The organism is Dysgonomonas sp. 25 (assembly GCF_010501075.1).
Lineage (GTDB): Bacteria > Bacteroidota > Bacteroidia > Bacteroidales > Dysgonomonadaceae > Dysgonomonas.
Genome location: NZ_QVMN01000001.1, coordinates 673,914 through 688,890, shown reverse-complemented (window position 1 = coordinate 688,890; position 14,977 = coordinate 673,914). Strand labels below are relative to the sequence as shown.

Below are 14,977 nucleotides of genomic sequence, written 5' to 3'. Positions count from 1 at the left end.
TTATTTGTCGTTTTGGTTTAGTGAATCAACGATAGTCATGCGCGATGCCCTGAAAGCGGATATTCCGGCCGAAAGAAGATTCAGTAACAGGCACACAATGAATACTACAATGAATATAGATAGTGATATGAGGCTGGTGACAGGAATAGAGCTGCCGTCAGGGATTTCGAGAAGCCATTCCCGCAGCCAGAATATTACGATATAGGAGAAAAGCAATCCTATAACTCCCCCGATGAGCGAGGTAATCATATTTTCGTATAATACCTGTATCAGTATCACATACTTTTTAGCGCCGAAAGCTTTGCGGATACCGATTTCGGCAGTACGTTTTTTGATACGCGAAAGGCTGAATCCCGAAAGGTTGAGTGCAGGGATAAGGAGCAAAAGGATAAAAATCAACACCATTTTTCGATTTTCTATTTTTATACCATTTCTAAATTCTTCCTCATTGTTGCCTCCAATACTCTTCGAATGGACTTCCTGATTTTCAGGTCCTTTGAGGTATAAGAACCACGGATGATGATTGGCACCCCATTTCTTTTCAGCATCTCGTACTTCTGCTATAATTTTCGGGAGATCCTCTTTGGATTTAGCCATTATTACCACATAACCGTTAGCCTTATTTTTAAGCGAGTTGTAAGGGATCCAAACATCTCCGGCAGCAGATTTGAATACAGACGAAACATCTTTTACTACGCCGGTTACTTTATAATCCTCAAAGCCAATCTGTATGGTCTTGCCCACTGCTTTTTCGTCTTTGAAAATGTTTCTCGCCGTACTTTCGGATATAACAGCGTTATGTATTCCGGCATCGGATTCTTCTTTCGAAAAAGCACTTCCGTCTACAAAATCGAACGAATAGATTTTCCAGAAAGCAGCATCTACCGTCCTTAACGAAACTAATTGGTAATTGTTTGAACCTTCTTTGTTTACAGTCGAAAGTCCTTCGGGATCGTATTCGTTCATATACGATACGTATTCGGGCGTTTGTAGCGTCAGAAGGTATTTTTGCATAATATCATATTCTAACTGTCCCGATTGCCACGAATTTTTGCCGGGCGTGGTGTCTCTTTTGACCTGATAGGCGATATACAAAGTCCTGTCGCGGTTGATTTCGGGGGCTGCATTGGCGGTTTTTACTTCATCGGTTACGATAAGCGCCATAATCATCATAATAGCCAATGCCGTACCCAAAATGGATATAATGCTGATAAACTTGTTCTGTTTCAGCATTTGTATGGCTTGTTTGAAATATATTTTATACATATTGGTATCGGTTTTAGGTGTTATGAAACTCTTCTGCCGTCGAAAAATCTTACGATGCGTTGTGTTTCCTTGGCTATGAGTTCGTCGTGTGTCACCATAATGATGGTTGTCCCTTCGCGGTTCAGTTCGTGCAACAGGTTCATTATTTCTTCTCCCATCTTACTGTCGAGGTTTCCGGTAGGCTCATCGGCAAGGATAATTTTCGGGTTGCCTATCAGTGCGCGGGCAATGGCTACACGCTGGCATTGCCCTCCCGAAAGCTGCGAGGGGAAATGCTTCATGCGGTGCGATAGGCCTACTTTTGCCAGTACATCTTTCGCCAGTTCGCGGCGGCTTTTGTCGGTGGATTTGCGATAGAGTAGGGGCAGCTCGACATTGTCCAGCACATTCAGGGAATTTATCAGGTGGAAGCTTTGGAATACAAACCCTAATGTTTTGTTCCGGAATTCGGCCAGTTCTCCGTCTTTCATTTTACTTGTTTCAATTCCGTTTATCGTCACTTTTCCTTCGTTCGGAATATCGAGCAGCCCCATTATATTGAGCATGGTACTTTTGCCACAGCCCGAAGGTCCCATCACAGAGAGGAACTCACCTTCGTTTACTTCGAGATTGACATTTTCCAATGCTACTGTTTCTACCTCTTTTGTCTGGTATATTTTGGTTACACCTTGTAATTCTATTATTGCCATAATAATTCGGTTTTGGTTATTTTATATGAATAGATTTTTTATCCTTGTATTTCTCCATGTTGTTCAGGATCACTTTCTCGCCTTTGCTGAGGCCGCTGATTACCTCTACATACTCGAAACTGTTTTCGCCGACCTGTACCGATCTTTTTTCGGCTTTGTCTCCGTTTACTACCCACAGGAAGTAATTGCCCTTGCCATATTTGCACCATTCCCCGTTAGGGATGCGTAATACATCCTGACGCCTGCCGTGCATGACATACACATCGGCTTTCAATCCGCTGCGGAGGCTCGAATGTCCCGCATCGTCGGGGATAACAGTGAAATTGATTACCCCGTTTGTGATGGATGGTGTGATATTTACAACCGTTCCTGTGAGATCGGTTTCGCCTATCCGGATAATGGCTTTGGCTCCCAGCGCTAATCTTTCGCGGTGTCCTTCGGCTACCTCGGCTTCTACTTTGAAGCGCGACAAGTCCGAAACAATGGCTACCTGCGTACCTTGCGTCACCTGCGAACCTATCAGGTTATTGATATAGGTCAAAGTCGCTTTTTTAGGTGATAGGATGCGGGCATCTTTCAGCAATTTGGCATTTTGTTCGAGGGCTTTTTCTACGATTCCGAGTTCCAGGCGTTGCATATTCAACTCGGCATCGGCGCTCTTTTTTTCGTTTTCTATTTTCAGTTTCAATTGTTGCAATTCCAGCTTTGCCTCTTCATAATTTAACTCGGCACGGCGCACTTTGTCTGTGGTGCTTGCCCCGATGCTGTCTAAATATAGTTCGCTGTTGTAATCGGTATGCAGTTGCCGAAGCTGCATTTGCTTGATTTGCTGCTGCATCTGCAGTTCCGAAATGGTATTCTCCAATTTCACCTGTACCTGTACTAACTGGCTTTTCTTCATATCTCTTTCGTCGAGTTTCTGTTTATATTCATTTTCGACAGACGACAATTCCAGTTTTAGCAATGGTTCGCCCTCTTCTACAGTCTCCCCGGGTTTTTTGTATGTTTCGAGTATTCTGCTATTGATCGGCGAAACGATTATTTCTTCGTCCAGTGGAGATAGCTTGCCCGAAGCGGATATCGTTGTTTCAATCGCTCCCTGATCGACTATTCCTGTATCTACGGATTTTATGGATATACTATCTTCGGTAAGTAAAGAAATCATTACGAATGTAGCAATGAGCGCCCCTACTATGGATGTGAGACGAATAATTGTTTTTCGTCTCCTTTTATTTTTCTCAGTTTTGGAAATTATCCTGTCCATATTTGATATGTAATTTCTTATACAATATCAATCGTTGTGCCATTTTCTTAAGTACTTATTAATTAATGTTTTATGTATTTTATCGGTGTCCATTTTCGGACACACCTGTTCGTTTCTGTCAAATATAAGTTTGGCTATTGCTACAACTTTATCTATGAAAAAAGTCTCCTTTATAGATGGATGGATGAGGATGGATAGCAAAAAGGTAGACATATTGAAAAACGCTGTTTCTATGTACCGGTTTTTGGGGTTTAATTTGCTGATAATTAATTTTATATGTTTGTTTTGAGCTGTAAAAACCGGGACAAAAAGGTTACAAAAAAGTGACATGTTTGTCGCTTTTTGAGGGAGTATAGAAGCTTCGGGAAGGTTACTTTGTTTATATCCGGGTGCGAGAGTGAGTTGTAAAATACTTATTTTTGTTTAAATGATACCTGAAATGAAAAAATTATTATTCCTCTTGCTACTATGCATATCGCTGCCTTCTTTGTCGGCTGGAAACCTTCCGTCCGATTCTTTATTGAAGGTGCTGGACAATACAATCAAGTTGCGTCCGCAGTATTCGATGAAAAAGGAATCCCGTTTAGATAGCTTGAAAACGGCTCTGAACAAGAGTACAAATCCCCAATATATCTATAATATATACAATAGGTTGTATAAGGAGTACCGGAATTATAATATGGATTCGGCACTTTATGTCGCTTATCAGAAATATGAGGTTGCTAACAGGTTGGATAACAAGCAATTTATGTACTCGTCGGAGATGAATGTTGCGGAGATTCTTGGTATAATGGGGATGTATAAAGAGGCGTTTGATATTGCTAATGAGATAGATAAACAACAATTGGATGCCGAAGAACTGGCCTATTATTATCATCTCTATCATTCCACCTATTCTTTGCTGTTAGAGAATGCTTTATCTCAACGAGAGAAAACGTATTATAGCGATTTGGTCAGCCTTTACAAAGATTCATTGCTTCAGGTGAATGATCCCGAAACATTAGGCTATAAGTTGGTCGAGAATGGTAAGCTGGTGGAAACTGGCCGCTATGACGAGGCATTGTCGCTTATGCTGCAATGCTACAAAGAGTATGGCGATAGGGAGTCGCAGATTGGTGCACTGGCATACGGATTATCCGACGTGTATGAAAAAATAGGCGATGTGGAGCAGCAAAAGAAATACCTGGCAATTTCTGCCATTTCCGATCTCCGTAGGGCGGTGAAAAGTTATATCGCTTTGCGGAAGCTGGCAACGATATTATATATGGAAGGTGATTTGGATCGTGCTTACCTCTATATAAAGTGCGCCATGGAAGATGCGACTTTTGGTAAGGCACGTTACCGTACATTGGAAATATCGGAGACACTGCCGATTATAGTAACGGCTTATGACAAAAAGGTTACGCAGGAAAAGGACAATCTGAAAAAGTATCTGGTACTTATCTCTTTTCTGTCTGTCATCCTCGTCATAGGCACGGTGTACATATACAAGCAATTGAAGAAGCTGTCGCAGGCGAGAAAGCATATCAAGAAGATGTATGAAGAGGTCAAGCAGGTAAACGGCGATTTGCAGGAACTGAATATGAAGCTGTCGGAATCGAACCATGTGAAAGAAGAATATATCGGCTCCGTATTCAATCTCTGTTCGTCCTATATCGACAAAATGGAAACTTACCGCATAGACCTGAACAGGAAGCTGAAAGTCGGTCAGGTAAAAGAGGCAATGAAGATAACCGGTTCGGCTACCTTCGTCAGCGATGAGCTGAAAGACTTCTTCCGGAATTTCGATGCCATCTTCCTGAATATCTATCCCAACTTCGTTGAGGAGTTTAATGCTTTGCTGGTTGAGGAAGAACAGGTATATCCCAAAGCCGGAGACATCCTTACTCCCGAACTCAGAGTCTTTGCATTGGTCAGGCTCGGGATTTCGGAGAGCAGCAAAATAGCCAACTTCCTGCACTACTCGCCCCAGACGGTATATAACTATAAGTTGAAGATAAAGAATAAGCTGGCTGTTTCGAAAGAGAAATTCTCGGAGGCCATTCAGCAAATAGGGAAATAATTATACCTGCAAGCTCTCCCTTAACATAAATATATATCTACCTATATGCATTTTCTTGCTTCTTTTTAATTTGCTGATAATTAGTCTTTTGCACTCTTTTCCAACCCTCATCTTTCTACCTAAAGCATCTACTACCTTACTCTTGGAGCAAGGTTAATAGATAGTTTTGTTCAGTAGCTTTCGGCAACTATAATATAGTATGTGAGGGCGGAGGGCTACAGAGAAACATTTTAATATCTTAATCTAATATTACCTATGGAACAAAAAAAAGACTATTCTCGAAAGGTAGATTTCAAGGTATTCCTATTACTCTTAATGGGGATATTCTTAACGAGTCTTCACCTGACAGCACAAAATCAGCAAAAAATTACTGTCACCGGAAAAGTAATAGAAAAAGCTACAAATGAGCCTATTATAGGTGCTGGCATCTCTATTAAAGGTACAACCAGCGGTACAATGACAGACATCGACGGAACATTCGAGCTCGAAGCAGCAAGAGGTTCTGTCTTAGTTATTTCATACTTAGGATTTAGAACACAGGAGCTTCCCGTAGCAGAACAATCTTCGTTTACCATTGCAATGGATGAAGATGTAGAACAATTGGATGAAGTCGTCGTGATTGGTTATGGTCAGGTCAGGAAAGGCGATGCAACAGGCTCTTTGACTTCGATAAAACCTGATGAACTGAATAAAGGGATTCAGGTGAAGGCCGAAGACGCCCTGATTGGGAAGGTTGCAGGGGTAAACATCGTTCCGGGAAGCGGGGCTCCTGGTAGCAGCAGCACTATCCGTATCCGTATGGGTGCTTCACTGTCTGCTACCAACGATCCGCTTATCGTTATAGATGGTGTGCCGGTGAGCAATAAGTCGTTGAACTCTATCAATCCGAATGATATCGAAACCTTTACCGTTCTGAAAGATGCTTCGGCTACAGCGATCTACGGTTCGCGCGCTTCGAACGGTGTCGTGATTGTTACGACTAAGAAGGGGATTACAGGTGCGACTAAACCGCAGATTACATACAATGCCAACTTTACGGCGAGCACTGTTCCCGATTACTATGATGTACTCGGTGCAGATGAGTATAGAGACGTATTTGACCAATATGCCAATGCTCCGGCTACTTTCCAGTTAGGCAATGCTTCTACAAACTGGCAAAAGAAGATCTTCCGCACGGGCTATGGTATGGATCATAACTTATCTATCAGCGGGGCTGCCAAGAAGATGCCTTATCGTGTTTCTGTAGGATTCCTCGACCAGGATGGTACACTCGAAGGCAATAATTATAAGCGCTTTAATGCCGGGGTAGGGGTTTCTCCTAAATTCTTAAATGACCACTTGACAGTGGATATCAATGTGAAGGGTACGATGGAGCGTGACGAACCTGCGTCGACAGGTGCTATCGGTAGTGCTATATCGTTTGACCCTACTCGTCCTGTTCACGAAACATATGCCGGTCAGATGGGACTTGGATATTATATGTGGTTAGATGGTGGTGTGCCGATTACGTTAGCGGCAAGCAATCCCGTTTCGGATCTGAGATTGCCTAATAAATTGGACAAAACGCTTCAATCTATCGGTAACATTGCATTCAACTATAAAGTGCATGGCTTGGAAGATTTGCAACTGAACCTGAATATGGGTTACGACATCAGCAAAAATACTTATGAGGAGAAGATACCGAACTATGCTCCGTCTATGTACACCGGAAACTTGTATGATGGTACAGGAAGAAAGTCGGATGAGAAGAACAGGAACAAGAACTACCTGATAAATGCTTATGCCAATTATACCAAGGATTTGACCGAGAAGCATAACATCAATGCCATGGCGGGATACGAATGGCAACGCTTCTGGTACAAGAACGATATAAAAGTACCGACCGATTTGGACGGAAATCCTATTTCGACAGAAGTACCAAGACATGACGAGCAAGAGCTTTATTTGCTTTCTTTCTTCGGACGTCTTAATTATACTTTCGCTCAAAAGCTGACTTTGACGGCTACACTGCGTGCCGATGCATCGTCCCGCTTTGCCAAAGATAACAGATGGGGCTACTTCCCTTCTGCGGCTCTGGCTTACCGTTTGACAGAGGAAAACTTTATGAAGAAGATCAACTACCTCTCCGACCTGAAAGTCCGTTTAAGCTACGGTCGCACAGGGCAACAGGCTATCGGCGACTATTATGTACATCTCACGGATTATACCGCTTCGTACGATAATGCACAATATCAGTTTGGTAACAGATGGGTAACCATGTATCGCCCGAATGGTTCGGACCCAAATATCAAGTGGGAAACAACAAGTACCTATAATATCGGATTGGACTATGGATTCCTGAAAAACCGCATTTACGGTAGCATAGATGTATATACACGCGATACGAAAGACTTATTGAATACGATATTCGTTCCAGCCGGAAGCAACTTCACGAATGTGGTAAGCACCAATATCGGGAATATGGAAAGTAAGGGTGTCGAGCTGGCACTGAATGTTATTCCTGTAAAGACAAAAGACTGGGAATGGACATTGAGCGGGAACTTCTCGTATGGTACATCCAAGATTACGAAATTGAATACCATCGATACCGAAGATAACTATGTAGCTACCGGAAATGCGGGTGGAACAGGGAAATATCTGCAAGTATATATGGTGAACGAAACGCCGAATACATTCTACCTGTTGAAACAAGCGTATGACTCAGACGGAAAACCGTTAGACGGACAATATATCGCTAAAGACGGTTCTATCACGACGAGCGAAAGCAATGCACATAAATATGTGACAGATAAGAGTTCGAGAGTACCATATTATTACGGGCTTTCGACAAGATTGAATTACAAGAACTGGGATTTGGGTATAAACGGTCACGGTAGCTTCGGCAATTACGTTTATAACTACCAGCAAGCCTCACAATCGCTCGACGACTTGTTCAGCTCAAATAAAGTATCGAGCAATGTATCGAAACAAACTATAAAAGACGGATTCACGCAAGATCGTATTTACACCGATTACTACCTCGAAAGTGGATCATTCTTCAAAGTAGACAACATCACATTGGGATATACATTCAATAAGTTGTGGAACGAATCGAGCTCATTACGTTTAGCCTTCAGTGCACAAAACGTTTGGACGATTACCAACTATTCGGGCGTAGATCCTGAAATATACAGCGGGATTGATAAAAATACCTATCAACGTCCAAGAATATATACCTTATCAGTAAATCTTAAATTTTAACCTTGGAGGAGTTCATTATGAAAAAAACGATTAAATATATCTTATTAGCCATAGCCTCTGTCCTCTTGTGCTCATCATGTCTGAGCGATCTGGATACGATGCCTCTGGACGATAACAGGCTTGTAGGTGAAGACGTGTATGATACGGCCGAAGGATACGAAGGAGTATTGGCAAAATGTTATGCATCATTGATTATGACGGGGCAAGAAGGTCCCGGTGGAAATGGCGACGTGCCTAATATCGACGAAGGATATAGCGGTTATACAAGAGCATTATTCTACTTGCAGGTGTGTACTACGGATGAGATTCTTCTTCATGCCGGAAGTAGCCACGGAACGCTAGATATGCTTTATCTGGATTGGGATTCGTCTAATAAAGTATTGAGCTATCCATATTACAGGCTCTTTATGGCTATCAACTATTGCAACGAGTTCTTGCGTGAAACCACCGAGTCTAAACTCAAAGACCGTGGCGTATACGACGAAATGGAGAACGAATACGAATACTATATTGCCGAAGCCCGCTTTATTCGTGCCTATTGCTATATGATGCTATGCGACTTGTACGGTTCGGTTCCGTTTGTAGACGAAACAATGAAGATAGGTACTATGCCGCATCAGAAGACAAGACGCGAAATATACGACTTCGTGGTGGCTGAAGCTGAAGATGTAGCGCTGACGCTCAAAGAGCCGGGAGCGAATGTATATGCCCGCGTAGACAAGGTTGCAGGATGGTTTTTACTGTCACGCATCTACCTGAATGCCGAAACATGGGTAGGAGAGAACCAATATGAGAAAGCTTATCTGAATGCCAAGAAAGTAATAGACAGCAATAAATACCCTCTGGCGTCCGATTACCGTCATATCTTCTTAGCAGATAATAATACTTGTTCGGAGATTATCTGGCCATTGGTGCAAGACGAAACACACTCGCCGGGACATGCCGGTACCAACTTCATGGTGAAGGCTTTGGTGAACGGGACGATGGGTACTTATTATCCGACAGGTGTGAACAATAGCTGGGGAAATGCCCGTGTGAAGACACAATTGGTAGACTTGTTCGATGTAGCAGATCAGACGTTCAGCCAGACTGATATCTGGGGCGACAACAAAAAAGACAAGCGGGCTCAATTCTTCTCGACAGGACATACCAAAGAAACATGGATACCTGGAAAATCGTTCCAAAAGGATTTCAATAATGGCTATGCATGTATGAAATGGCGTAATGTGCTGAAAGATGGAACGGATTTGAATGCAAGTTATACATCTATCGATTTCCCTATGTTCCGTACGGCCGATGCCTACCTGATGGCAGCTGAGGCTATCTTGCGCGGAGCAAGCGGAACAACGACCGAGGCATTGAACTATGTCAATGAAATACGCGACAGAGCCTATCTGTCGGGCGCTTATGGCGGTGGTGTTTCGGGACGTATAACAAGTGCGCAGTTGTCATTGGATTTCATTCTGGACGAACGTGCACGCGAATTGCATACCGAGCTTGTGCGCAGAACAGACCTGATACGCTTCGGCAAATTCACATCAGGATATAACTGGGACTGGAAAGGCAGCGACGGAGCAGCAGGCAACTATGTAGGGCGAGATGTAAACAATAAATATAAATTGTTCCCTATCCCGCAGGATGAGTTCACCGTGAATCCATATCTGACACAGAACCCCGACTTCATGTAAACTATAATTGATGAGGTAGCCTCTTTCGGGAGGCACCTCTGTTATAAAATATAAATTATGAACAAAGCGTATATTATCCTCACTCTTCTCTTTCTGTTTAATCTCTTTGGTTTTGGGCAAACTTCCAAGCAAGAGCTATTTGATACTCCCGAAAAAACGGGTGGCGTTTACTATGCTTATCCATCAGGAGACATTCCTAAACTGACTGCCGTACCCAAAGGATATGAAGCATTTTATATCAGCCATTTCGGGCGGCATGGCTCCCGCTACCTGATAAGCGACGAAACCTATAAATCGGTATTGGATCTTTTCGACGATGCCAATAAGAAGAATGCTTTATCACCTTTAGGCGTGGACGTCCTCAATCGTTTGCGGATAGTTTGGCAGGAAGCGGAATTTCGTGGAGGAGATCTCTCACCGTTGGGTGTCCGCGAACAAAGAGGTATTGCCGAACGCATGTATAAGCATTATCCGCAAGTCTTTACCGACGATGCCCATATGACAGCCTGCGCTACCACTATTGTGCGCTGTGCGTTGAGTATGGATGCTTTTTGCGAACGACTGAAAGAGCTTAACCCCAGATTGCAGATACCGCGCGAATCGAGCATGAAGTATCAGCGATACCTGAACCATCATACCGAGGAAGCGATTGCTTACCGTTCGGCCAAAGATACGTGGAAAGAGGAATACCGCAAGTTTGAGGAAGCTCATGTGAATCCCGGTCGGTTGGTCAACTCTCTGTTTTCGGATAAGGAATACCTCTTGAAACAAATCAATCCGAAAGAATTGATGTGGGGATTGTTTGCCATTGCCGGAGGAATGCAGAACATAGAAACCGATTTGTCATTCTACGATATATTTGACAAACAGGAGCTTTTCGATCTGTGGCAGTGCAAGAACTATAAGCTCTATGTGAACGATGCCAATTCGGCTTTGAATGGAGGATTGATGCTCGAGAACTGCAAGCCCCTTCTAAAGAATATACTCGACAGTGCAGATGAAATCATTGCGCATGGCGGAAAAGGTGCGGATCTGCGCTTCGCTCACGACGGGAATATAATTCCTTTAGCACTGTTGCTGCATCTGGATGGTTGCTATAACAGCATAGCCGAGACAGCCGATTTCTATAAGGCTTGGAGCGATTTCAAAGTTGCGCCTATGGCGGGGAATATACAGATTGTATTTTTTAAGAACAAGAAGAATCCGGATGATATTATTGTCAAGTTCCTTTTGCACGAACGGGAAATTGCCGTTCCTCCTGTCAAGACGGATATTGCACCTTACTATCATTGGAAGGATGTGAAAAAATATTATGAATCTCTATTGAGCAAATAATCGTAAAGTAGAGGCTAAATAGAGGTTGGTTAACTTAGGGTTGGTTTTTGCTGAAAGGTGAAAATCAGCCCTTACTTTTCATAAATATTTCTTATCTTTGCTCCTGTAAGTAATTCATTTATTCATTAAACACACAATACTATGATTTTCATTTTTGGAACGAGATCTTCTGTTCGTCCGGCAGTTCAGACGGACTATGCATGCCCGGCCTGTGGCAGAGAACATGCTATCTTTGCAGTACCGCAACAACGCTATTTTCATGTGTTTTGGATACCTATTTTCCCTATTTACAGGAGCTATTCTATGGTTTGCGGCGATTGTGGAGGGTTGTTTGACACTGCGCATATGCCGGTGCCCAAAGAAGTGAAGCAACAGGTGAAAACACCGAAATGGACATTTATCGGATTGATTATCATTGCTTTATTTGTTGTGTTTGTTGCAATTACCGGTAGCTCGGCATCGAGTGACCGCAAGTCGGGTGCAATGGCCAAGATAGAAAACCCGACGGTAGGGGATATCTATCAGGTGAAAGAGGCCTACAAGGAGTATACGCTTTATAAGGTAGCCAGTGCGACCAAAGACTCTATCTACTTTTATCCGCACGGTTATACGATAAATAAGAAAAGTGCTTTCGACGAGCTAAAGGCTGATGAATTTCTGGATGAGGACGACGAGTATGTCGAAGGATTCTCGAAAGCCGAATTGAAAGCAGATGTGGAATCGGGAAAAATACTGAAAATAACCCGTTAAGGCTACTTTTCTCCATCGGTTGACTATTGTAATAAACATTTTGTGCTATCACTTTTCTCTTATCGATTAAAAATGATAGTAAAGATTCCTCTTGCCGTATAAAAATAGCAGAGTTATAAAAATAATATTATAACTTTGTTACATCTACATAAATGAGATGTGAAAACGGAAAGATTAGTTGTTAAAATAGGGAGCAGTTTGCTCACCCGCAAAGACGGGACGCTCGATATCACGCAGATGTCGGCATTTGTCGATCAAATAGCTGAACTTCATCGCGAAGGAGTGGAAGTGATACTTGTATCGTCGGGAGCGGTGGCTGCCGGTAAGACGGAATTGAAGAACCGGCCGAAGCTCGATACTGTCTCGGCGCGTCAGTTGTATTCTGCTGTAGGACAGGCTAAGTTGATTAACCGCTACTATGATCTGTTTCACCAACATGGCATCCTTTGTGGGCAAGTGCTTACAACCAAAGAGGATTTTGCTACCCGAAGGCATTATCTGAATCAACAGAACTGTATTCGTACAATGCTCGATAATAGCGTGTTGCCTATCGTGAATGAGAATGATACGACTTCGGTGAACGAGTTGATGTTTACGGATAATGACGAACTCTCGGGGCTGGTAGCTGCTATGATGAATTGCAAGCGCCTGATAATATTAAGCAATATAGACGGTATATATAACGGAAATCCCAAAAATTCCGATGCCCGGGTTATCAGAGAAATAGATGTAAGGAAGGATAATATAGAAGACTTTATCCAGACGTCTAAATCCGAGACGGGTAGGGGAGGCATGCAAACCAAATACAATATGGCGCGCAAAGTTGCCGAGGAAGGGATAGAGGTTATCATAGCCAATGGGCGCAAAACGAATATCCTACCCGATATACTGAATGATAAACAAGAATTGGTATATACGCGCTTTATCCCATCTAAAGAGGATTTGTCGAGCGTGAAGAAATGGATTGCTCACTCCGACGGATTCTCGAAAGGTAAGGTGGTTGTGAATGCAGGAGCAAAAGAAGCCTTGACGGGCAATCGTGCGGTAAGCCTGCTGCCTGTGGGAATAATAGCTGTGGAAGGGCGCTTCGAGGTAGATGATATCATCAGTATTGTAGACGAAGACGGTTCGATGATAGGTATCGGGCGGACGACCTACAATAGCGATGAGGTAAATGAAGTTATAGGAAAGAACAATAAAAGGCCAATCGTACACTACGATTACTTATATATAGAACAATAATTATGGACGACTATCACACGGAAAGATTCGAATTAGTAAAAGATGCATCTAAAACCCTCAGCTTATTGTCTGAGGAAGAAATCGAAAATGTATTGGAGGCTATTGCCAAAGAAGCCGAGTTGAAAATGTTTTATATCCTCGCTGAGAATCAGAAAGATTTGCAGTTGATGGATAAAGAAAATCCCAAATACGATCGCCTGCTGTTGACCGAAGAGCGGATACAAGCCATTGCGAACGACATCCGCAATGTCGCCGGGCTGCCTTCTCCTGTGGGGCAGACGATTTTGCAGCGGACATTGCCCAATGGGCTGAATCTGTCGCGGGTAACTGTTCCGTTCGGAGTAATCGGTATTATATATGAGGCTCGCCCCAATGTCAGTTTCGATGTGTTTTCGCTATGTTTCAAATCCCGTAATGCCTGTATACTGAAAGGTGGTTCGGATGCTAAATTCACGAACGAAGCGATTGTCGATATAATCCGTACTGTCTTAGACGAAAACGGAATTTGCCCGAATGTTTGTATGCTGCTGCCGGCGGATCATGCTGTTACCGAAGAACTGCTGAAAGCGAGGGATTACGTCGACCTGATTATCCCGCGCGGAGGAAAGCAATTGATAGAGTTTGTCCGCGAAAATTCGCGCATACCTGTTATCGAAACAGGCGCGGGCGTCTGCCATACCTATTTTCACAAAGAAGGTGATTTGAATAAAGGCAAAGCCATCATAACCAATGCCAAGACGCGTAAGGTGAGTGTTTGCAACTCGCTCGATTGCTTGGTTATCGATAGAGACAGACTGGATGGTTTACCTGCTCTTTGCGAGGGATTGGCGGAGCATGGTGTAACGATATATGCCGATAAATATGCCTACGAAGTGCTGGAGGGTGTATATCAGGGGAAATTGGAGGAAGCCGACGATAATAGTTTCGGAACGGAGTTTCTCGATTATAAGATGGCTATTAAAACGGTTTCTTCGTTCGAAGATGCTGTAGAGCACATCAATAGATATACGTCTAAGCATAGCGAAGCTATTGTAAGCGAGGATCGTACAGCTATAAATATGTTCGAGAAGCTGATCGATGCCGCTTGCGTATATGCGAATGCTTCGACTGCTTTTACCGATGGAGCACAATTCGCTATGGGAGCGGAAATCGGTATCAGTACACAAAAGTTGCATGCACGGGGGCCGATGGCTTTGGAGGAGCTTTGCACTTATAAATGGATTATAGAAGGGAGTGGACAAGTACGGGTATGAAAAAGAAAAAGGTAAAAAAGAAAATCGAAACATCCGATTATATAAAAGCTGTGAAGAAGGCTGACAGAGAGCTTCAACTCGAGCAATTTGTCGGCTGGCAGCGTATCACTAAAGTGCATAAAAGCAAAAAGTTATATGACCGAAAGCGGGAGAAGAAGCATTTCAGTGAGGAATAAGTAACAGATAAA

At 43.1% G+C, this 14,977-nt stretch carries 11 protein-coding genes; 8 read left to right on the top strand and 3 right to left on the bottom strand.

Annotated elements, in window-relative coordinates:
* From D0T66_RS03045 to D0T66_RS03035, 3 genes are read right to left on the bottom strand one after another with little or no spacing between them, the layout of a single operon-like run.
* A complete protein-coding gene (locus D0T66_RS03045; protein ID WP_163355441.1) occupies positions 1 to 1,266 on the bottom strand; it encodes an ABC transporter permease in 1,266 nt (421 codons plus the stop codon).
* Positions 1,267 to 1,286: 20 nt separating this feature from the next.
* Positions 1,287 to 1,955 carry an ABC transporter ATP-binding protein gene (locus tag D0T66_RS03040; RefSeq protein ID WP_163355439.1) on the bottom strand — a complete coding sequence of 223 codons (669 nt, stop codon included), beginning with the start codon at positions 1,953 to 1,955 and terminating at the stop codon, positions 1,287 to 1,289.
* 16 nt (positions 1,956 to 1,971) lie between these two features.
* The gene (locus D0T66_RS03035; RefSeq protein ID WP_163355438.1) at positions 1,972 to 3,219 is read right to left on the bottom strand and encodes an efflux RND transporter periplasmic adaptor subunit; all 1,248 of its coding nucleotides are present in this window, start codon (positions 3,217 to 3,219) and stop codon (positions 1,972 to 1,974) included.
* A gap of 439 nt (positions 3,220 to 3,658) precedes the next feature.
* Between D0T66_RS03035 and D0T66_RS03030 the strand changes: the two genes are divergently transcribed.
* The 8 genes from D0T66_RS03030 (at position 3,659) to D0T66_RS02995 (ending at position 14,965) form a co-directional block, all read left to right on the top strand.
* The gene (locus D0T66_RS03030; protein ID WP_185154806.1) at positions 3,659 to 5,281 is read left to right on the top strand and encodes a DUF6377 domain-containing protein; all 1,623 of its coding nucleotides are present in this window, start codon (positions 3,659 to 3,661) and stop codon (positions 5,279 to 5,281) included.
* Between the two features lie 255 nt (positions 5,282 to 5,536).
* On the top strand, positions 5,537 to 8,521 hold the full coding sequence (locus tag D0T66_RS03025; RefSeq protein ID WP_163355436.1) for a TonB-dependent receptor: 2,985 nt from the start codon (positions 5,537 to 5,539) through the stop codon (positions 8,519 to 8,521).
* Positions 8,522 to 8,538: 17 nt separating this feature from the next.
* Entirely contained in the window at positions 8,539 to 10,209 is a 1,671-nt protein-coding gene (locus D0T66_RS03020) for a RagB/SusD family nutrient uptake outer membrane protein (RefSeq protein WP_163355435.1), read from the top strand.
* A gap of 57 nt (positions 10,210 to 10,266) precedes the next feature.
* Positions 10,267 to 11,544 carry a histidine-type phosphatase gene (locus D0T66_RS03015; RefSeq protein ID WP_163355434.1) on the top strand — a complete coding sequence of 426 codons (1,278 nt, stop codon included), beginning with the start codon at positions 10,267 to 10,269 and terminating at the stop codon, positions 11,542 to 11,544.
* A 141-nt stretch (positions 11,545 to 11,685) separates the two neighbouring features.
* Positions 11,686 to 12,294 (top strand): zinc-ribbon domain-containing protein, encoded by a 609-nt coding sequence (locus tag D0T66_RS03010; RefSeq protein ID WP_163355432.1) that lies wholly within the window; start codon positions 11,686 to 11,688, stop codon positions 12,292 to 12,294.
* Positions 12,295 to 12,453: 159 nt separating this feature from the next.
* The gene (gene proB, locus D0T66_RS03005) at positions 12,454 to 13,536 is read left to right on the top strand and encodes a glutamate 5-kinase (RefSeq protein ID WP_163355430.1); all 1,083 of its coding nucleotides are present in this window, start codon (positions 12,454 to 12,456) and stop codon (positions 13,534 to 13,536) included.
* A 2-nt stretch (positions 13,537 to 13,538) separates the two neighbouring features.
* Positions 13,539 to 14,789: a glutamate-5-semialdehyde dehydrogenase gene (locus tag D0T66_RS03000; RefSeq protein WP_163355429.1), complete on the top strand. Its 1,251-nt coding sequence runs from the start codon at positions 13,539 to 13,541 to the stop codon at positions 14,787 to 14,789.
* Positions 14,786 to 14,965 (top strand): hypothetical protein, encoded by a 180-nt coding sequence (locus D0T66_RS02995; protein WP_163355428.1) that lies wholly within the window; start codon positions 14,786 to 14,788, stop codon positions 14,963 to 14,965. The genes D0T66_RS03000 and D0T66_RS02995 overlap by 4 nt, the downstream gene beginning before the upstream one ends.
* Positions 14,966 to 14,977: the final 12 nt, after the last annotated feature.